The sequence below is a fragment of the Rhizobium sp. FG113 genome (assembly GCF_057809895.1).
This window is the reverse complement of the sequence record NZ_JBMDKV010000002.1, coordinates 250,224-269,817: the sequence shown is the minus strand read 5'-3', so window position 1 is coordinate 269,817 and position 19,594 is coordinate 250,224. Positions and strand designations below refer to the sequence as shown.

Annotated in this window: 21 protein-coding genes; all 21 read right to left on the bottom strand. The window is 66.7% G+C overall.

Going from position 1 to position 19,594, the window contains the following annotated elements:
- Positions 1-6: 6 nt before the first annotated feature.
- The gene (locus tag ACODTZ_RS08395; protein WP_099503690.1) at positions 7-1,992 is read right to left on the bottom strand and encodes a conjugal transfer protein TraG; all 1,986 of its coding nucleotides are present in this window, start codon (positions 1,990-1,992) and stop codon (positions 7-9) included.
- A 25-nt stretch (positions 1,993-2,017) separates the two neighbouring features.
- Positions 2,018-3,757: a relaxase/mobilization nuclease domain-containing protein gene (locus ACODTZ_RS08390; RefSeq protein WP_099504014.1), complete on the bottom strand. Its 1,740-nt coding sequence runs from the start codon at positions 3,755-3,757 to the stop codon at positions 2,018-2,020.
- A gap of 244 nt (positions 3,758-4,001) precedes the next feature.
- Positions 4,002-4,763 (bottom strand): lytic transglycosylase domain-containing protein, encoded by a 762-nt coding sequence (locus ACODTZ_RS08385; RefSeq protein WP_099503688.1) that lies wholly within the window; start codon positions 4,761-4,763, stop codon positions 4,002-4,004.
- Between the two features lie 2 nt (positions 4,764-4,765).
- Positions 4,766-5,113: a DUF736 domain-containing protein gene (locus tag ACODTZ_RS08380; RefSeq protein ID WP_099503686.1), complete on the bottom strand. Its 348-nt coding sequence runs from the start codon at positions 5,111-5,113 to the stop codon at positions 4,766-4,768.
- Positions 5,114-5,159: 46 nt separating this feature from the next.
- Entirely contained in the window at positions 5,160-5,705 is a 546-nt protein-coding gene (locus ACODTZ_RS08375; protein WP_099503684.1) for a S26 family signal peptidase, read from the bottom strand.
- Complete coding sequence (locus ACODTZ_RS08370; protein ID WP_099503682.1) at positions 5,702-6,223, bottom strand: DUF2840 domain-containing protein; 522 nt, start codon at positions 6,221-6,223, stop codon at positions 5,702-5,704. The genes ACODTZ_RS08375 and ACODTZ_RS08370 overlap by 4 nt, the downstream gene beginning before the upstream one ends.
- Positions 6,220-6,474, bottom strand: a complete 255-nt coding sequence (locus tag ACODTZ_RS08365) for a ribbon-helix-helix protein (protein WP_099503680.1) — start codon at positions 6,472-6,474, stop codon at positions 6,220-6,222. The genes ACODTZ_RS08370 and ACODTZ_RS08365 overlap by 4 nt, the downstream gene beginning before the upstream one ends.
- Positions 6,471-7,109, bottom strand: coding sequence for a ParA family partition ATPase (gene parA, locus ACODTZ_RS08360; protein WP_099503679.1), 639 nt, complete (start codon positions 7,107-7,109; stop codon positions 6,471-6,473). Before parA ends, ACODTZ_RS08365 begins: the two co-directional genes overlap by 4 nt.
- 208 nt (positions 7,110-7,317) lie before the next feature.
- A complete protein-coding gene (locus ACODTZ_RS08355; RefSeq protein WP_099503677.1) occupies positions 7,318-8,202 on the bottom strand; it encodes a replication initiator protein A in 885 nt (294 codons plus the stop codon).
- An 8-nt stretch (positions 8,203-8,210) separates the two neighbouring features.
- Positions 8,211-8,492: a helix-turn-helix transcriptional regulator gene (locus ACODTZ_RS08350; protein WP_099503675.1), complete on the bottom strand. Its 282-nt coding sequence runs from the start codon at positions 8,490-8,492 to the stop codon at positions 8,211-8,213.
- A gap of 126 nt (positions 8,493-8,618) precedes the next feature.
- Positions 8,619-8,945 carry a DUF2285 domain-containing protein gene (locus ACODTZ_RS08345; RefSeq protein WP_210408505.1) on the bottom strand — a complete coding sequence of 109 codons (327 nt, stop codon included), beginning with the start codon at positions 8,943-8,945 and terminating at the stop codon, positions 8,619-8,621.
- A 154-nt stretch (positions 8,946-9,099) separates the two neighbouring features.
- Complete coding sequence (locus ACODTZ_RS08340) at positions 9,100-9,384, bottom strand: transcriptional regulator domain-containing protein (RefSeq protein ID WP_246842050.1); 285 nt, start codon at positions 9,382-9,384, stop codon at positions 9,100-9,102.
- Positions 9,385-9,502: 118 nt separating this feature from the next.
- Positions 9,503-9,766, bottom strand: coding sequence for a DNA -binding domain-containing protein (locus tag ACODTZ_RS08335; protein WP_099503671.1), 264 nt, complete (start codon positions 9,764-9,766; stop codon positions 9,503-9,505).
- A gap of 120 nt (positions 9,767-9,886) precedes the next feature.
- Positions 9,887-10,129 carry a helix-turn-helix domain-containing protein gene (locus tag ACODTZ_RS08330; protein ID WP_024021493.1) on the bottom strand — a complete coding sequence of 81 codons (243 nt, stop codon included), beginning with the start codon at positions 10,127-10,129 and terminating at the stop codon, positions 9,887-9,889.
- A 190-nt stretch (positions 10,130-10,319) separates the two neighbouring features.
- Positions 10,320-10,646 (bottom strand): DUF736 domain-containing protein, encoded by a 327-nt coding sequence (locus ACODTZ_RS08325; protein ID WP_099503669.1) that lies wholly within the window; start codon positions 10,644-10,646, stop codon positions 10,320-10,322.
- A gap of 563 nt (positions 10,647-11,209) precedes the next feature.
- On the bottom strand, positions 11,210-11,653 hold the full coding sequence (locus ACODTZ_RS08320) for a hypothetical protein (protein ID WP_099503667.1): 444 nt from the start codon (positions 11,651-11,653) through the stop codon (positions 11,210-11,212).
- A 141-nt stretch (positions 11,654-11,794) separates the two neighbouring features.
- Positions 11,795-11,959, bottom strand: coding sequence for a hypothetical protein (locus tag ACODTZ_RS08315; protein WP_162894760.1), 165 nt, complete (start codon positions 11,957-11,959; stop codon positions 11,795-11,797).
- A gap of 218 nt (positions 11,960-12,177) precedes the next feature.
- Positions 12,178-12,696, bottom strand: a complete 519-nt coding sequence (locus tag ACODTZ_RS08310) for a hypothetical protein (protein ID WP_247650863.1) — start codon at positions 12,694-12,696, stop codon at positions 12,178-12,180.
- A 139-nt stretch (positions 12,697-12,835) separates the two neighbouring features.
- Positions 12,836-13,759: a DUF2493 domain-containing protein gene (locus ACODTZ_RS08305; RefSeq protein WP_099504010.1), complete on the bottom strand. Its 924-nt coding sequence runs from the start codon at positions 13,757-13,759 to the stop codon at positions 12,836-12,838.
- Between the two features lie 309 nt (positions 13,760-14,068).
- Positions 14,069-15,103, bottom strand: a complete 1,035-nt coding sequence (locus tag ACODTZ_RS08300) for a DUF7146 domain-containing protein (RefSeq protein WP_099503665.1) — start codon at positions 15,101-15,103, stop codon at positions 14,069-14,071.
- On the bottom strand, positions 15,103-19,428 hold the full coding sequence (locus ACODTZ_RS08295) for a strawberry notch family protein (RefSeq protein WP_099503663.1): 4,326 nt from the start codon (positions 19,426-19,428) through the stop codon (positions 15,103-15,105). Before ACODTZ_RS08295 ends, ACODTZ_RS08300 begins: the two co-directional genes overlap by 1 nt.
- Positions 19,429-19,594: the final 166 nt, after the last annotated feature.

Here is a 19,594-nt window from a genome sequence, read left to right as displayed (position 1 = left end):
CACATCCTAAAGTTCGATACCGTCGCCCGGATCGAGCGAGGCTTGGCGGGCGACTTGGCGCATCGTCTGCGTCATGCGGCTCAGGCGTGCGGCATCCTCGTCGACATCGTCACGGGGATCGATCTCGAATTCATTTTCGAGCACCGGCTTTCGCTCGACGGCCTGGGTCCGGCTCAGTTCGGGTTGATGCCGGCGTTCGGAATCCGTCGGATCGTCATCGGACCCGTCCTGCACTGCGATGACCGTGCTCAGCTTGGGAGCCGCCGGTATGGCGAGCGTGCTCCAGTCGTCGGTCATTGCGCTCGCCGGCTTGGTGAGTGTGGGCGGCGTGAGGATGCGTTCCTGAAATCTGCGATCCTCGTAGTAGCGGGCCTTCTTCGCCCGGATCGGCGGAATGCCGGCGACCATGACGATCTCGTCGGAGGGCGGGAGCTGCATGATCTCGCCGGGCGTCAGCAACTGTCGGGCGGTCTCCGAGCGCGATACCATCAAGTGGCCGAGCCAGGGCGATAGCCGGTGGCCAGCATAGTTTTTCATCGCCTTCATCTCGGTCGCGGTGCCGAGGGCATCCGAAACGCGTTTGGCCGTGCGCTCGTCATTGGTCGCGAAGCTCACGCGGACATGGCAATTGTCCAAAATTGAGTTGTTAGGGCCGTAGGCCTTCTCGATCTGATTCAGCGATTGCGCGATGAGGAAGGCCTTGAGGCCGTAACCGGCCATGAAAGCGAGCGCGCTCTCGAAGAAGTCGAGGCGGCCGAGCGCGGGAAACTCATCGAGCATGAGCAGCAGGCGGTGCCGGTTGCCCTTAGCCTGCAAGTCCTCCGTCAACCGGCGTCCAACCTGATTCAAGATTAGGCGGATCAGTGGCTTGGTCCGATTGATGTCGGATGGCGGGACCACGAGGTAGAGCGTCGTCGGACGCTTGCCGCCGACCACGTCAGCGATGCGCCAGTCGCAGCGGCGGGTTACTTCCGCGACCACCGGATCGCGATACAGACCGAGAAAGGACATCGCGGTCGACAGCACGCCCGACCGCTCGTTGTCCGACTTGTTGAGCAGTTCACGAGCCGCGCTGGCGATCACCGGATGAGGCCCGGCCTCGCCGAGATGGGCGGTCTTCATCATCGCCGCGAGCGTCGATTCGATCGGCCGCTTCGGATCGGACAGGAAGGCCGCGACACCCGCCAATGTCTTGTCGGCCTCGGCATAGAGGACGTGCAGGATCGCGCCGACCAGAAGCGCGTGCGACGTCTTCTCCCAGTGGTTCCGCTTCTCGAGCGAGCCTTCCGGGTCAACCAAAATGTCGGCGATGTTCTGCACGTCACGGACTTCCCATTCGCCGCGGCGCACCTCGAGCAGCGGATTGTAGGCCGCCGACTTCGCGTTTGTGGGATCGAACAGCAGCACGCGGCCGTGCCGGGCGCGGTAGCCGGCGGTCAGGGTCCAGTTCTCGCCCTTGATGTCGTGAACGATCGCCGAGCCCGGCCAGGTCAGGAGCGACGGCACGACCAGGCCCACGCCCTTGCCGGAACGTGTCGGCGCGAAGCACAGCACATGCTCCGGGCCGTCGTGGCGAAGATACTCGCGCTCATGCCTGCCGAGCACGACGCCGTCTGGACCGAGGAGGCCGGCGGCCTTCACCTCTTCAGGCCGCGCCCAGCGGGCTGAGCCGTAGGTCTCCACATTCTTCGCTTCGCGTGCCCGCCACACGGACATGCCGATGGCGACGGCGATGGAGATGAACCCGCCGGACGCTGCGATATAGGCGCCCTCGACGAAGATCGGCGGGGCATAGGCGTCATAGAAATACCACCACCAGAAGAAGGCCGGCGGATAGTAGATCGGCCATCCGACGAGCTCGAACCAGGGCTGGCCGAGCTGAGGCTGGAAGCCAAGACGATAGGCCGTCCATTGCGTCGCGCCCCAGGTCGTCATCAGCACGATCAGGAAGACGGTGAGGATCTGGCCCCAGAGGATCTTCGTCGCCGACATGGCGGGCACTCCTTTCTTAGTTGGGTTACATGCCGAGGCCGCGATTGCGGCCGAAGCTCCAGTCGACGCCGCCGGGGCCGCGCGAGACGCCCGAGACGTGCTGACCGTGCTGCCGTTCGAGGGAGGGCGACCAGGGCACGAGCTGGAACCCGAGGCCGTCGTCGATCATGGCGAAGCGGCCCGAGGCGAGCGCGAAGCGCTGGCGGTAGGTGCCCGCCACATACTCGCCCGATCCGGCCTTGGTGAACGGACGCCCGGTTTCGGCCGCGAGCTTTTCGCCGAGCGCTTCGACCTCGCGCTGGCGCAAGGTTTCGATGAGGCCCGGCGAGAAGCTGACGCCGCGCGTCTGCCGCTCGGCGAGGCCCTGGCCAACGAGATGCTCGGCACGTCGGTCCATCGCTTGGCGCACCTCCGCGCCGAAGCCGCCACCGCCAAGGGCTACCGGCTCGCGGGCGATCGCCTGCCGGTCGAGCCAGGTGGCGCCGGTCGCATGGACCTGCCGCTCAATATCGAGATCCGAGCGAACGGCGAGCGCGACACGCCGGCGGCCCTGCGCGTCGTCGAACTTGCGCAGCTCGACGATCGAACCCGGTGCGCTGTCGCCGGCGGCGTCGAGATCGGCGAGCTTGATGTGGTGGGTGCGCCCGTCGGTGCCGTCGACTACGGCATAGGCCGTGCCCTTCAGCTCGTCATCGAGGCCGCGGTCGACCAGCCGGCCGATGACCGGATCGTCGATGCTCTCGCCGGCGAGCACATAGCTCGCGGCGCCGCGTTCGATGCCGCGTTCAGTCAGGCCGCGGTGGATGCGCTTGATGATGTCGCCACGCTCGCCGAGCGCGCGCAGCGTCTTCTCGGCATTCTCCGATACGACCCATTGGCCGGGGCCGACCTGATCGGCGAGGCCGAGTGTCTCCAGCTTGCGCAGCCGACCGACCTTCAGCGCGTGGAATTCGTCTGGCTGCCGATCGGGATGTGGGGCGAGGTCGGCGACGCCGGTGCGATAGCTATCGCGGGCAATCTGGCGATCGAGATCGGTCCAGCGTTCCGCCTCGACCTGACGCCCCAGGTTGCGGCGGATCTCGTGATCGGTGCGCGGTCCCAGCTCCTGGGTGACGAGGTCCTGCGCGCGGGCGCGCATGCCTTCCTTGATGTAGTCGCGGGAGATGACGAGGTCCTGGCCGTCGTCAGTCCGTCCCCGCAGGATGATATGGACATGCGGGTTGTCGGTGTTCCAGTGATCGACGCCGACCCAGTCGAGCTTCGTGCCCAGGTCCTTCTCCATCTGCCCCATCAGTTCGCGGGCATAGGTCTTGAGGTCGCTCATCTCGGTCGCGTCCTCTGGTGAGACGATGAACCGGAAGTGATGCCGATCGTCCTGGGTGCGCTCGGCGAAGGCCTTCGGATCGGAGTCCTCGGTCTCGGCACCAAACAGGTGGGCCTTCTCCCCATCCCGGGTGACGCCCTCGCGGCGGAGATAGCTGAGGTGGGTGGAGAGCGGCGCAGCCCGCGCGCTATGACGGACGACGCGTGTCTTGATGACCGTGTTTCGCGATCGGCTCGTGAGCAGCCGATTGGCCTGCACGGTCGCGCGCTGTCCGCGTCCAAACCGCGAGCGATTGCCCTTGCTGATCTGGCCGGAGCGCGAGACGCGTCCACCGGCTCGCTGCGCGGCTGCCAGCGCCTGCGCGATAAAGGGCCGCGCAGCTTGAGCCCGGGTCGAGCGGATGCGGCCAGGGCGAATGCGGAAATCGTCCTCTCCGCTCATGGCCAAGGCCCCGCACATCGCGCAAAGCCAAGGAAATTCCTCAATAAAACGCGAGAGCGCAGGCTGCGCCGATCAGGCGCACCTCGCGCAAATGCGCCATAAGTCTCTGAAAAAACACGACCGCACCAAGCCGCACCTCGCGCGCTTTTATCTCGCCATCGTGCGGTTGTGCTGACTGCTCCTCCTCTCCGGACCGCCATTTGCCCGCCAGACCACGCCACAATGCGAACGGGTGCGAACGCGGTCATTGCGGGCCACCGGCGACATTGCGCGCGACGAAAAGGCCATCGGTGCGCGAAGCCGCCGGGCCTTGATCGCGCTCCGGTGCAGACGCCGTGCTGTTACCGGGCGCGCCTTCGGACTGCGTTGGCGCGGCAGGTCCGCTGCCGGCCGACTGCACGACGAAGAGCGGCGCCCGCGTCCAGGCGAGCGGATCGGCAGCCGCCACCACGACTGGGCCGGCGAGTTCTCCGCCGCCGACAATTGGGGCGAGCGTCGTGACATAGGCGCGCGTCTCGGCCGGCAATGGGCGACCGGCGAGATACTCTTCGTAACGGCCCGGTCCGGCGTTGTAGGCCGCCAGGAAACCGGGCGATCCGTAGCGATCGTGCATGTCGCGCAGATACGCGGCGCCCGCCAGGATGTTGTCGCGAGGATCGTAGGGGTTGCTGCCGAGTCGATGGCGAACGCGCAGTTCGGCCCATGTGGCGGGCATGATCTGCATCAGGCCCATCGCCCCGGCCGACGAGATGGCGCGCACGTCGCCGGCGCTTTCGACGCGCATGACGGCGCGAATCCACGCTTCCGGGACGCCGAACCGCTGCGCCGCCTCGGTGATAAAAGCACCATAGGGATCACTGCGCGACGGCCGCTCGGCGGACGCCTGCTGTGCTCCGGCCGGGCTCGCCCCCGGCGCGGCGAGGATCAGGCCGGAAAGGAGAAGGAGGGCTGCACGTCGGAGGGTGATCCTCCCTCCGACGGCAGGCTGACGGCGCGCGGCGGGCATCGTTAGTCCCGCTCGCCGCGCTTCGGCGGGCGATTCCAGTGCAGGCCCCAGGCGGACTTGTCGTCGGCCGACTGGAACAGATTGGCGCGGATCGGATGTTCGAAGGTCGGATCGTCGAGCTGCAGCGAGACGTATTCGCCGGCCTTCTCGCCGGTGCGCTTCCAGCCCGCGCCGATCTCCGCGCCGGTCTCGTTGCTTATGGTGTCAAGCACATGGACGCGGTAGTCCGGCGCGTTCTCGGCATCGGACGGTTCGGCCGCGACGATGATGATGTCCTGATGCAAGGACAGCGTCGTCAGGTGGCCGATGAAGCCATCATTTTCGCGCATGAATTGACCGATCACGGGCATGGGTCGTCTCCTTCAGATTGCGGTGGGCAGGGTCATGGGCGGGCCGTCACCGCGTCGGCGCGCGCCAGACGAAGCGGCCATCGCCGTCCTCGTCGGTGTAGAGGGGGGTGGCCCGGCCGATCACGGCGGTGGCCGGAAGCGGGCCGAAATAGCGGCCGTCGAGGCTGTCGCGGACCTGCCAGTTCATCAGGAACAGTTCGCCGTTCGCGACCAACCGGCAGCCCTGCCAGATCGGGAGCGGGCGACCGCGACGATCGCGATCAAGGGCTTCACCCATCGGTACACCGTCGACCGTGATGGCGAGCCCGGACCGGCAGACCCGCTGTCCCGGTAGCGCGGCGACGCGCTTCAACAGCGGCACGCCGCGCGGCAGGTAGCCGCCGTCGGACAGGAAAGTGGCGAGTGGCTCGGGGGCATCCACCGCGACCAGATCGGTCACGGCGACCGGGCCGGGTTCTTCTATCGTGTAGAAGCCGACGGGCGTGCTGGCGGACGCGTTCCAGATCAGCTTCGGCGCGAACGATGCCACGGAGGCGATGCCGAGAAGCGACACGGCCACTGTCGTGACGATGGCATAGGAGAGCCGGGTCATGCGCCGATCTCCCGGCGCAGGAGAAATGCGCGATGCTGCCGAAGGCCATAAGCGCGTGGCGTTTCGCCGACGGTCATCCGGTTGTGGACGTGGCGCCAATGGTCCGGCGAAACGTCGATCGGGTCGATGCCGCGCGCCTCGATGGCGTCGATGAGCTGGAGCACGCGCTCGACCTTCGGCCAGCCATCGACATGCAGCAGAACCTCTGCGCCGGGCGCGACCGTCGGAACGGTCTGGCACGCTGCGTTGCGCTCGACCGTGCGCAGGATGTCGAGCCGCGAGAGGACAGTGCCGTGCTCGTTGGCCGCCCAGCGCACGAGCGCGAAGACGCTGCCGGGAGGGAAGAAGAGGATGCGACGGCGGCGGTCGAGGATCTGCTCGCGCCGCTCGCGGCCGAAGCGGACCCAGTACTCCGTGTGCTTCTCGATCCAGACGAGTTCGACCTGGGTGAACGCTTCGGGCGGCAGCTCGTCGGCAGCACGGCCGACGCGTTTTGGCACGGCGACAAGGCCGGTCATTGTCCTTCTCCTGACGGGGGTGGAAACTCGCGCTCGAACAGCGCACGCAGCATGTCGGCGACGGTCTGGCCGCGCTGAAAGGCGGCGATCTTGATGCGGCCGCGCATGTCGGCGGTGACGTCGATCGTCAGCCGGGCCGAGAAGTCCTCGGCGGGCTGACTGCGGGAGGCATGGCGTTCGGGCGCCTTGATCCAGTCTTCGGGATCGGCCGGACGCGCCGCAAAACTGCGCTTCGGGGACCGTTCGCTCATGCGCCGATCCTCGCGACTTCCGCTGCGAGCGCGGCGATCTCGCGCGCGCCAGGGCAATTCTCGTCCTGCTCGGCGGCGAGCCGGCCGGTCTGAACGACATCGGCGAAGACGATGCGCTGGCCGATCGTCGTCGAGAGCAAGGGCGGGTCGTGATCCGCCAGCGTCTCGGCGGTCTCGCGGGCCAGAACCGTGCGGGCCGCGCAGCGGTTCAGCACGAAGCGTGCGGCGAGCTGCGGGCGATAGATGCGCGCCTCGCCGAGCAGCGCGAGCATTTCGGCGGAGGCCCAGCCATCGAGCGGCGATGGCTGCACCGGGATCAGCACGAGATCGGCGGCGAGCAGCGCCGAGCGCATCAGCCCGGCGACACGGGGCGGGCCGTCGATCACGACATGGTCGGCGTTGCGGGCCAGTTCCGGCGCTTCTCGGTGGAGCGTGTCGCGGGCCAGGCCGACGACACCGAACAACCGCTCCAGCCCCTCCCGGCTGCGTTGCTGGGACCAGTCGAGCGCAGACCCTTGCGGATCGGCGTCGATCAGCGTGACGCGCTGTCCACGGCGAGCCCATTCGCCAGCAAGGTGCAGGGCGAGCGTGGTCTTGCCGACGCCGCCCTTCTGGTTGAGCAGCGCGACGATCATGACGATCTCCCGGCGATCGGGGACTCGTCCACAGCGGCCGAAAAACGCGGTCGCGTTAGAAAGATTCCGTAGGAATCTAAGTTAGATAAGTTAGAGGGCTCGCAAGCTACTGATTCACCGCGAGGAATCGATGATTCCGGTCCCCGATAGCACGAGAGTCCGGTCCCCGATGGCACGATAGTGCCGGTCCCTGATAGCACGAGACGATTCACAGCTTATCCCCAGGGCGAGAGTTGCTCCGGCGACGACGGCGCGGGATGCCGAGGGCATCCGGGTCGGTCGGCACGAAGGAGAGGATTTCCGGTCCGCCGAGGCCCTGCTCGATGGTCAGGCGGTAGCCCGGCAGAGGCTGCCGGCGGACGATGTCCCGCAGGTCGTAGGCGAAATGCTTGAGCGGCGAGAGCGAGCCGGACTTGGCGTGGAGATGCGGAAAATCGAAGCTCCAGCCGAATTCCTGCTTGCCGCCGTGCTTGCGCACGAGGCGATAGAGCCAGCGCTCCAGGCCGCCCGTCAGGCCGAAATAATTGCGGTCGATCGTCAGTACGAGCGCGTCGTCGAGCACGGCGGCGTAGAACCAGTCCGGCACGATCAGCTCGAGGCCGAGCGGGCGGCCTTTGCCGTCGGCGCGCTCTTTCCACTCGTTGATCCAGGAGAAGCGGTGCAGCCGCCGCTCCGTCGGCTGGCGGATCGACGTCGCGATGGTGGTCGACTGAAGTCGGTCGAGCGCGGCCTTCAGCCGCTCATAGTCCCGCAGGCTGACGCCGCGGCCGATGAACTGAAGAATCTCGTAGGGCGTGGTCGCCATCAGACGCGATGGGCGCAATCCGTGGTCTCGTGCCTCGACGATCTGGGAGGCCGCCCAGATCAGCACGTCGGCATCCCAGATGGTGGCCATGCCGTGCTCGGGGACGGCTTCGACACGGATGACGATGGAGCCGGTTTTGAAGTCGATAGGCGCCACCCGCTTGGACTTGCCGAGCGCGAAGAACGGGTACGCCATCAGGTCCTGCGCATCGCGCAGCGCGAGATCGCCGGGCAGCGCCCGGAAGAGATCGAGCTGCTCGCGTTCGCTGCTGTGATGGCGCGCCGACATGCCCGGACTCAGCGCGGGAAACGTTCGGCGACCGCAGGGGAGACGGCCTGGCGCTTGGCCGGAAGAACGGTGCCGCCGCGCGGATCGGAGGTCGAGGTGACGAGACCGCGATCAGCCCAGGCTTGAAGGTCGTCAACGGAATAGACGACGCGGCCGCCGAGTTTGCGGTAGGTCGGGCCGGTCCCGTAGGTGCGATGCTTTTCGAGGGTGCGCTCGGAAAGCCCGAGGAAGCGGGCTGCCTCCTGCGTTCTCAGGTATCGTGGCGGTAGATTGGCGGCTTTTTCGGCCATGATCGAACCTCCGTGGTCTCGCGGGTGGCCGCTGCGAATAAGCGGCGGGTTGCGAGCACGGTGGCGCGAAGACGGCGCCCCGGACGATGTCGAAGTAAGATGCTAAAATCGACACGCGAGCGGGTATCAGCGATCCCGGCGTGGGCGACGCAGCAATGTCCGATAGCCGCCGCGAACGAGCTTCATGCCGTCGCGGGCAAGACGGATGGTGATCTCCCGGATCGGGTCGCCGACCCAGGATGCTGCATCGATCTTGTGCTGGGGGAAGAGATGCTCCGCGACGGTGCGGTAGATGGCGCCGCTCGCGCGCGCGTCGATGGCGCGCAACATCTGGCGGGCGCGCTGACGTCTTTGTGGCGTCAGGCGTGGATCGGGCGGCACGCGCTTGCCGAACATAGCGTGCCAGAGGCGTTCAACCGCGGTCAGCCGGTCGGGTGTCAGTTCATCGAACATGATGAACGCGCCAAGAGGGCGGGCATCATCAACGCCGATCAGGGCGACGTCGTGGGGTTCGCCGCGCAGTACGAGCCGGATCAGACCAGGATCATGCTCGATGATGGCGTGGGCGTGAAGATCCTCAACGCGGAGGCGGAGATGTCTCGCCGGGTTAGGTCCGACGGTGAACGGAAGTGTCGCGGGATCGGTTTGCGGGGTCCAGAAGATCGGCTGGATTAGCGCCGAGTTGCGAGGGTCGGCGACGAAATCGCAACCCCCATCGTTCAGCGAATTCCTGAGCGATAGCTTCGGTAAGGCGCCCGGTGGCTACCAAGTCACGGTATGCGTTCCGATAATCGGGGTTACGACGCAAGAACTCCCAAGCAAGATCGCCGGGGGTCAACTTATCGATGTAGTCATAGGCGGCCTCGGACCGCCAATCTTCATCTTCGGACATCCTTCTCTGCCTCTGCGCAAATTCGTGCAACGCGAGTTATGCGGCAGATACGATTCCCGGTTGAACGAGGCGGGGGAAGGACGAAGTGGGCGCGACGTGATGCGGTTTGCGCATCACCTTAATGAAGGCGACACTGAAGAAGCTCGCAGAAGCCGCTTTTCGTCATCCATTTCGCGCGGTCGAGATGGCTGGTGTAGACGTGCAAGGCGCGCTCCGGATCGGCGCCCGCATCGAGATTGAACAGCACCGCGACGACCTCACGCCAATCCGCGCCCTCACTCTCGGCGTCGAGCAGCCGGACGTAGAGCTTCAGATGTGCGTGGTCATAGGCCGTGAGCGCTGCCCCGGACGGCGGCTGATCAAGAAAGTCGTCTTTGGTCACAACATCCCCCGATCGCGAGATGTATCCAATCCGGAGGGAATTGTTAACGATGATTTTATCGGAAGGATGACGCAAGGCCCGGCTGCGGGAGGTTGAGCCAACGCGGCGAGGTGTCGAACGTCAGGTTTCCTTCTTTGCATCGACGAGTAGCACTCCCTTGCCCTGATCGGAGTTCAGGAAGACGATGCCGGCGCGTTCGAAGGCCCTTCGTACCTCATCGCGCGTACTCTCAAAGACCTCGAGACCACTGGTGGATTCGAGGCGCTTGAGCGCAGTCAATGAGACCCGGGCCTTGTCAGCGAGCGTCTCCTGTGTCCAACCCAGCAACGCGCGTGCGGCCCGAAACTGTCGGGCGGTGATCATGCATGATCACCTCCCATACGGACCTACGCGCACGCCAAAACTACGACTATAATAGTCGTTCTCGGCGTGATTTTCTAGCAAGAAGTGCCTGCGAGGGCTCGGTGCGATCCAAAAACGCGGCGACTGATTCGGTCGCTTGGCTGTCACAACCGAAGGCCCCGACCTTCCGGCCGGGGCCTTGCGCGGAGCCTCAGTCGCCGCGCCGCCCGTTGGGGCGGGACCAGATCAGCGAGAAGGTGTCTTCGCCTTCGTCGTCGAACAGGTTGGCGTAGATCGGTGCGTTGAAGCTCGGATCGTCGAGCTTGAGGCCCAGATAGTCGCGGCCCTCGTTGGAGCGCTTGGACCAGGCGGCGCCGATCTCGGCGCGGCCGACCAGGACCCGGTGGCTGGGAGCGTTCTCGCCGGTGGCGCGCTGGTCGGGGACGATGCGTACGTTCTTGGCCTGGACGCTGAGGGTGACGATGTCGCCGGTGAACTCGTTCGAGCCGCTCTTCTTGAAGGTGCCGATGGTCGCCATTGTAAGTCTCCGTTTTCCGTTCCCGAGCCGCACCATTGCGGCCTCGATGGCGATCGGTTGGCCGGAGGCGATCGACGGCGCACCCCGAAGGGGCCTGACAGCTAAGGAGGGCTTTCTTGTCTCGCGAGGAATGACGGCGCAGCCGGCAGGGGAAGAAAGTTTGACGCGGCTGTTGCGTCATAGGCGATCGAGGCGAAGCCGGCCTTCGGCCAGATCAGGCCATTGGAGAGGCCGTTTGGAGCGGTCGCGTGACGGACAGAAAGGAAGAGATGGCGGCCCGCCGCTGCCGCCAAGATGACATCGCCACGAACCTCACCGGCGAGCTGTCGTCCTTTGTCTGGGCCGATCACGGCATCCTGACCCGGCCTGCCTCCGGCGGACGTCCCCGCATCAACGGATCTCGGTTCTCGCTACGACGGCTGACGCTTCGCCTGCGCCCGCCGTGGGTCGCTCTCAGGGCCGAACGACGATCCGCTTTCCAAGCCCCGCAACCGCCCATTCTCCTGACGGGGATCGCCGCTTCGATCATCGCGCTGGCCCGCACCATGACGACATGCGTGACGTCAGGCCCGCGCGAGGTCCCGGCCGGTGGGGCCGCTGGCCGTGGCCATTCCCGCGACCCGGACGAAGGCCGTGATGCCGACAGCGATGGCCCCGACGACGGAGAATGTGATCTGCCAAGCGTCCGACGGCATCAGGTGCTTCACGATGCCATGGGTGGCGTGGAAGCCCGCGACGGCGGCGGGCGCGACGAAGATGACGGCGACGCAGAGCTTCAGCCACATCGGCCGCGCGAAGGTGATGAGGAGCTGGCCGACCGCGAAGGTGACGGCCGCGGCGACGAGGCCGACCAGGATCGCGCCGGGAATGCCGGCGCCGGTGCCGTGGGCCCAGGCTCCTGCGGCGAAGCCGACGAAGGCCGGCAGCGCGAAGACGGCCAGCGTGAACAACAGCCAGCAAAGCAGGCCTATTGCTGCGAGGGATGCGAGTATAGCGAGGATGATCATAGTGGTGGCCTCCGTGCCAAAAGGTCTGACGGTTGCGCCTGCCACCACCACCACGGCGCGACCGCACTATAGCTGAAGGTCGACTGCGCCGGGAGCGGAAATCGCGGCGGATTTCCGCTTCGGCGGACCGGGTTGCCCCGGTCAGGCGAAAGGATCGATCTCATGGACAATCGCGGCGGTGTCGCCGTCGTACTCGCTGGCGGGCATCACGGAATGCGTGCCGTCGCCGGCCTGGAAGATGACGATGGCGGCCATCAGCGAGGTGGCGAGGCTGAAGGCGAAGGCATGTGCTTGCTTGAGGGACATCGACCCGGCTCCTGTTTCGAGCGGAGGACCATCCCCCGCTGACAGGCGCCCGAAGTGTCGGACTGGTCGCTGCAATCACCGCGCAGGCGCAGCCGCAGCGGCGGCATGCTCGCATAGCCGACCCTTTACGGGTTGATGGCACCAAGCGGCCAGTCTGACCAAGGATCAGCGCAGAGAAGCGGGTGTGGTGCTCGGCGCCGCGAGCCGGTCCTGTCCCGTCAGTCGGGAAGCACCTGCATTCGCCATGCCGGTGCGTTGGCGATGAAGTCCCGGTAGGCATAGTTGATAAGGTCGCGAACCAGCTCGAGCAGCCCGCCGACCGGCAGTCCGTCGAAGGGATCGCCATGCGCCATGCCGTTGCGCCGCTGGCTGAGGCTGGGCTTCGCGTCGCCGGTGACGAAGCCGATCGCGGTGCCGCCGGTGCGGACGGTCATCGGGATGTGCGCGTCGGTCAGGCCGTCGACGTCGACCATATGCTTCAGCAACGCCGCGAAGGGGCGGCTCTTCTTCGGAATCTTGTCGCCATATCGGTCCATCGTGGCGAGTTCGAGGGCGATCAGCGCCGCAAGCTCGCCGGCTTTCAGCACGTCGAGGTCGACCCAGCCCAGGAGGTAGAGCGTCTGCGCTCGTGCGAACTTCGCGCGCACGACGTCCGGGATGCGCTCGTCGATGCCGAGGCTGACGATGAATTTCCGCCAAGTCTCGGGATCGTTGAATTGAAGGAATCCACCGGGCATTCCCGGCGATGGCCAGGGAATGATGAGTGGTTCTGAGCGCGGCGGAAGGTCCAGGTCGAGATTCAGCGGCGTCTCCTTTCTGATATTCCGGCGCGCAATAATACTCGCGATCGGCAAGTATTGCGAAGTCTGACGGCGCTCACGCGCCGCCGAACTTCCAGACCGGGATGCCGAGCTTCTTGGCCTTGTCGGCGAGGTTGTCGTTGATGCCCGTGCCCGGGAAGTGCATCACGCCCTTCGGCACGATCTCCAGCATCTCGTCGTTGCGCTTGAAGGGCGCTGCGCGGCCGTGCTTCGTCCAGTCGGGCGCGAAGCCGATCTGCGGCACGTTGCGGTTCTTCGCCCAGAGCGAGGCGATCTTCTCCGCGCCCTTCGGCGACTTGCCGTGAACGAGGACCATGTCGGGGTGCTTCTCGTGCACCTGGTCGAGCTTGGCCCAGATCAGCGGGTGATCGTTGAAGTCGAGCCCGCCGGTGACGACGATCTTCGGGCCGGGAGGAAGAAGGACTTCCTGTTCGGCACGCTTCTTCGCCATAAGGAAATCGCGGCTGTCGATCATTGCCGAGGTGAGATTGCGATGGTTGACCTTCGATCCGCTGCGCGGGAGCCAGGGCTTGCCGACGTGGCGCTCGTAGTGCTCGGCGGCCTGGTCGCGCATGAGCTCGAAGGCGGCTTGGCGCTCGATGAGAGTCATGCCCTCGGCGATCTGGCGCTCGAGTTCGACCGATTTCACCTCGCTGCCGTCCTGTTCCCGCTGCGAGCGCTTCTGGGCCTGCTCGTTATCGTCGAGCTCGCGTGCGATCCGTTCGGTGGCGCGATGGAAGACGTTGACGGTCGACCAGAGGAGATCGTCGAGGTCGGGTTCGAGGCGTGTGTCCTCCAGCGTGACGATCAGCGCGTCGAAGATGTCGGCGACGGCGCCCGCGACTGCGTTTCCGTCCGGAAGAAGCCGCTGGTCCGGTTCGTCGGCGAAGGGCCGGTAGCCGTGGAGCTGCAATTCGTTGAGGACGTGGTCGGTGGGTGAGGATTCGTGGTGGGGTTCGAAGTCGTCGTGGTCGTCCATGGGATGCTCCGTCGGTAGGACCGCGACCGTCGCGGCCTTCATGGCGACGAAGCCCATCGGCGGGACGGCTCTGCACCCGGAGCGCAGCGAAGGGCAGGAGCGTCAGCGGAGGATGGCGAAGGCCGGCTATTTTGCCTCGCGATGGAAAGGCGCGGCACGCGCCGCCGGAAAATAGTCGGCCGCCGCCATTGCCGGGCCGGCCCGACTGTGGGCCGATCGCCCTCTCGAAGGCCGAGGCGCGGTCCTCTCAGACGGTATGGGGCATCCGGACGGGCCTGACGGCACCGCCGCCGCCTTCCTGCCTGCCGGCTATGCCACTAGCGCCATGAAACGCACCACGTCCTGCGGCCCGATCTGCATCCGGGTCTGGCTTCTGAGCGCGTCGATGCCGAGGGTGCGGAGATCCTCGTTGAAGTCGCCGAGCTGGGGCGAGATGACGATCGCCTCGATGCCGGCCGCGTTCGCCCGTTCGACCAGGCTGTCGCGCGCACCGTCACCGGCCGGATCGTCGTCGCGCAGGACGTAGAGCCGCCGCAGCGTGTCCGGGAACAGGATGGCGGCGAGATGGGCTGCGGAGAGCGCCGCCAGCATCGGCATGTCGGGCAAGACCTGCCTGACCGACAGTACGGTCTCGATGCCTTCGCCGGCCGCCATGACTTCGCCGCCCGTGCCGAAGCGCACCGCGTTGCCGAGAAGATCGCCCATCGCCCGCCTCGGCGTGTCGAGTGGCGCCTTGTCGCGGCGTCGCGGGTCGAGCCAGGTCCGATGCGCTCCGGTGATCCTGTCGCGGAGGTCGGTGACGGCTGCGATCATCGCCGGCCAGGTCTCGGTCGGAGAATGCTCGTCGGGCCGATAATAGCAGCGCGGGTGGAAGCGCAGGTTTCCGGTTCCGCGTAAATCCGTAATGCCGCGTTCGCGTAAGTACGATTGTACGAGCGTGCCGGTGATCGGCTGCGACATGCCGATCAGGCGGCGGGCTGCCTCGGGCGATCCGTGCGGCGCTGGCGCCTGACGTGGGTTCGCCGGCATCGGCGTGGATGCGGGCATGCTGAGGAAGGTCCGTGCCTCGTCGGCGACGTCCTTGAAGTCGATGAGGCCGCAGCTCTCCCGGATCACGTCGAGAAGATCGCCATGCTCGCCGGTCGCGGCGTCGGTCCATTTGCCGGCCGGACCTTTCGGAGAGTCCTTGAGCCGCACATACATCGAGCGACCGGGCGTGTTGCGCACGTCGCCGACCAGCCAGTAGCGGCCCTCGCGCCGCCCGCTGGAGAGGTAATGGCGACACACCGCCTCGGCCTGCCGGCCGAGACGCTGCGCGAGATCGGAAGCATCGCGACGCGACATCACGCGGCCTCCCGTTCGGAGATGCGCGCCACCGGATAGGTGTCGAGTAGCTTGGTGAGGATGCTCACGCCGCTGGCGTCGGCCGGTACGAAGAAGCGGAGCTTCCACGAGATGATCTCGCTGAACAGGCCATAGGCCCGCAGCCGCTCGCGCATCGCCTCGGTGAAGCCGGTCAGCTCCAGGCGATAGGCGCTCATGACGCGGGCGCGGCGAAGCTGGAGGCCCTCGGCGAGATCGAGGACCGTACTGCCCTCCATCAGCGCGGCGAAGGCATGTTCCGGCGTCAGCGTGCTCGCCCCCTGCGAGGCGGCGTTGGCGGCCCAGGCCGGCGAGACCCGGCGGCCGATGATGCGCTCGCCCGCGTCGGTCTGGAGCCGATACACCCGCGTCGACTCGTCCGGCAGGCGCTTCCAGATCGGCAGCAGCAGGCCAGCGACGATGTGGATCGTGCTGTCGGAGAACTCCGGGATGTCGGCAAGCTCCGCTTGCCATGCCGCGGCGAAGCGAGCGCGATCAGCTTCCTCCCAATGGCTTTCGTCCATCATGCGCAGTGGCGCATAATGCTGCTCCATCGGCCGGATCAGGCAGACGCGGCGTTCGATCTCGCCATCGTCGAGCATCATCGACGGCGCCGGCATCTGCACGGCGGAGCGCCCCGAGCGACCGTTCACCAGCGGGCGCGCGCGAGGATCGGCGAGATGGCCCAGTGCATCGGCGAGTGAGATCGGGCGATTGCGCTCCCGGCGTGTGATGGTGAGCAGCCGCGTCTCGGCGCCGGTGCCGGGATGGACGTGGATGACCTGGCTGTCGGTGACCACGAAGCTCTCGGCCTGCAACGTCTCCAGCCCGACGTCATAGTGACCGCTGCGGATCGCGCCCTCGATCTTCGCCGTCAGAAGCTGCTCGAACGCGGTGAAGAGGATACCCTGCAACTCGATGGTCAGCGCCAGCAGCCGGTTGAGGAAGGTCGTGATCGGCGGCAACTCATCCTTGATGCCGTTGTCGTCCATCAGCTTCAGGCCGGTGGCGGACTCGAAGCGATCGAGCGAGCAGCCCTCGACCTTGCCGCGCACGAGCAGCAGGTAGAGCTGGCGCAGCGCGTCGCGCGCATAGTGGGATTCGAGATTGTCCTCGGACCGGAACAGACCCTGACCGCCGGTCTGGCGCTGGCCGCGCGTGATGGCGCCGAGCGTGTCGAGCCGGCGCGCGATGGTCGAAAGGAAACGCTTCTCGGCCTTCACGTCAGTCGCGATCGGCCGGAAGAGCGGCGGCTGCGCCTGGTTTGTACGGTTGGTGCGGCCGAGCCCCTGGATCGCCGCGTCAGCCTTCCAGCCGGGCTCCAGGAGATAGTGGATGCGCAGGCGCTGGTTCCGGGCGGCAAGGTCAGCGTGGTAGCTGCGACCCGTCCCGCCGGCATCGGAGAAGACGAGGACGCGCTTGTCGTCGTCCATGAACGCGGCCGCCTCGGAGAGGTTGGCCGATCCCGCCCGGTTCTCGACCGTAAGGCGGTCGCCTTTGCGAACCACGCGCCGCGAGCGGCCGGTCACCTCGGCGACCACGTCCGTGCCGAACCGCTGGACGATCTGGTCGAGGGCTCCGGGCACGGGCTCCAAGGATGCGAGGCGCTCGATCAGCTCATCGCGGCGAGCGACGGCATCCCGGCTCTCGACCGGCTGGCCGTCCCGGTAGACCGGCCGCGACGACAGGTTGCCCTCGCTGTCGGAAAACGGCTCGTAGAGCTGTACCGGGAAGGAATGGGCGAGGTAGTCGAGGACGTATTCGCGCGGCGTGATGTCGACGCGGACGTCATTCCACTCCTCGGTGGGGATCTCGGCCAGCCGCCGCTCCATCAGGGCTTCGCCGGTCGAGACGATCTGAATGACGGCGGAATGGCCGGCCGCCAGGTCCTGCTCGATCGAGCGGACCAGCGTCGGCGTCTTCATACTGGTCAGCAGATGACCGAAGAAACGCTGCTTGGCGCTCTCGAAGGCTGAGCGCGCGGCGGATTTCGCTTGCCGGTTCAGCGTGCCGGTATCGCCGGTGATATTGGCGGCGCGCATCGCCGCGTCGAGATGATTATGGATGATGGCGAAGGCGCCGGCATAGGCATCGTAGATGCGGGTCTGTTCGGGTGTGAGCTGGTGCTCGACCAGCTCATATTCGACGCCGTCATAAGAGAGCGAACGGGACGTATAGAGGCCGAGCGCCCGAAGGTCGCGGGCCAGCACCTCCATCGCCGCGACGCCGCCATTCTCGACGGCTTCCACGAATTCCGCGCGGTTGGCGAAGGGGAAATCGTCGCCGCCCCACAGGCCGAGCCGTTGGGCATAGGCGAGATTGTGGACGGTGGTCGCGCCGGTCGCCGAGACATAGACCACGCGGGCGTTCGGCAGCGCGTGCTGGAGCCGGAGCCCCGCACGGCCTTGCTGCGACGGGGCGACATCGCCCCGTTCTCCCTTGCCGCCCCCGGCGTTCTGCATCGCGTGGGACTCGTCGAAAATGATCACTCCGTCGAAATCGGAGCCCAACCATTCGACGATCTGCTTGACCCGTGAAAGCTTCTCGCCGCGGTCGTCGGACCGTAGCGTGGCATAGGTGGTGAATAGGACGCCTTCGGGCAGCCGGATCGACGTACCCTGAGGGAAGCGCGACAGCGGCGTGACCAGCAAGCGTTCCATGCCGAGCGCCGACCAGTCGCGCTGGGCGTCTTCGAGCAGCTTGTCGGACTTGGAGATCCAGACTGCCTTGCGGCGGTCCTGGAGCCAGTTATCGAGGATGATGCCGGCAGACTGGCGGCCCTTGCCGGCGCCGGTCCCATCGCCGAGCATGAAGCCACGGCGGAAGCGGACCGCGTTCGGGGCATCGTCCGGCGCGGCGGTGACGAGATCGCCGGTCTCGTCCACGGTCCAGGCCCCGGCGAGATATTCGCCATGCGTCTCGCCGGCATAGATGATCGTCTCGAGCTGGGCGTCGGATAGGATGCCGTCGGCGACGATCGGCGCCGGCAGCGTCGGTCGGTAGCTCGGCTTTGGCGGCGCGACCGAGGCCATGGCGGCGGACTGCACCAGCTTGGTCGGATGCGGCTGTGCGCCGGCGATGCGGATCGACTGGAGCGCATAGGCCTCATAGATCGACTCCGACAGGCGGCCGGTCTCCGGCGGCGTCCAGTCGATGGTCTCATAGTCGAGCGGCACGCCTTCGAGCTGGGCGATACGGCGGGCGGGCTGGGCCGTCGCCGCGCGGGCGAGATAGCCTCGCACCGTGCGCGGCGTTGCGGCCGGTGTCGCGGCGGGACGCATGATCGAGACCGGCAGGCGTGCCGGAAGCTGCGCGTCGATCCAGCCGAGCAAGGTCGCGACATCGGGTGCGATCCCGGCCGAATCCGGGAAATGCTCGGGGTCCTCGGCCGGCGCTTTGTCGATGACGGTCAGGCGGGTCTCGATGGTCGTGCCGTGCTTGGCATAGACCGAGCCGGCGATCGCGGCGGTGAACACGACGCGGCCGCGTCCCTGCAGGCGCACGAAGGCGTCCCGCCAGGCCGGAAGCTCGGGCGAGAAGTTCGCGCCCGTGATGGCGACGAGGCGTCCGCCGTCGGCCAGCCGGGCCAGCGCCGAGGCGATGTGCCGATAGGCGGCGTCCGCGACCCGCCCGGTGACGTTCGCCATCACCGAGAATGGCGGGTTCATGATGACGACGCTCGGCACAGCGGCCGGATCGAGATGGTCGTCGATCTGGGCGGCGTCGAAGCGCGTGACGGGCATGGCCGGAAAGAGAGAGGTGAGAAGATCGGCGCGGGTCTCGGCCAGCTCGTTGAGGATGAGCGATGCGCCTGCGGTCTCGGCGAGGACGGCGAGCAGTCCGGTCCCGGCGGACGGGTCCAGCACGCGATCTGCCGGGGCCAATGTTGCCGCCGTCAGCGCGGCAAGGCCGAGCGGGATCGGCGTCGAGAATTGCTGGAAGGCCTGCGCCTCCTCGGATCGGCGCGTGTGCGTCGGTAACAGTCCGACGATCTTCACAAGCGCGGAGAGTCGTGAAGCCGGCGATGCGGCTTTACGGAAAAGCGGCTTTCCGTATTTGCGTAGGAACAGGACGGTCGCGACCTCGCAGGCGTCATAGGCGGCTTTCCAGTCCCACGCGCCGGCTGCGTCGGACGCGCCGAAGGCATCCTCCATGGCGCTGCGCAGCATGGCGGCATCAACGGTGCGGCCCTGTTCGAGGTGGGAGAGGATGCGTTCGGCGGCGGCGAGGATAGAGGCGGCCGGCGGCGTGTGGGGGACAAGCGGGAGCGAAGCCGCGTGAGCGGCTGGAAGCGGATCATGAAGCATGAGAGGAACCTCGGAGAGCGGAACAGGAGCGAGCCGGCCCGGCGCTCTCTCTCGACCGGACGGGCTCAAACCCGTCCCGGCCACCCTCTCACTCTGGCGCGGCCGGAACCCGGCCTGTCGCACCGGCTTCCGGCGGTGCGGATGGGACGCTAAGTTCTCGTAGGAA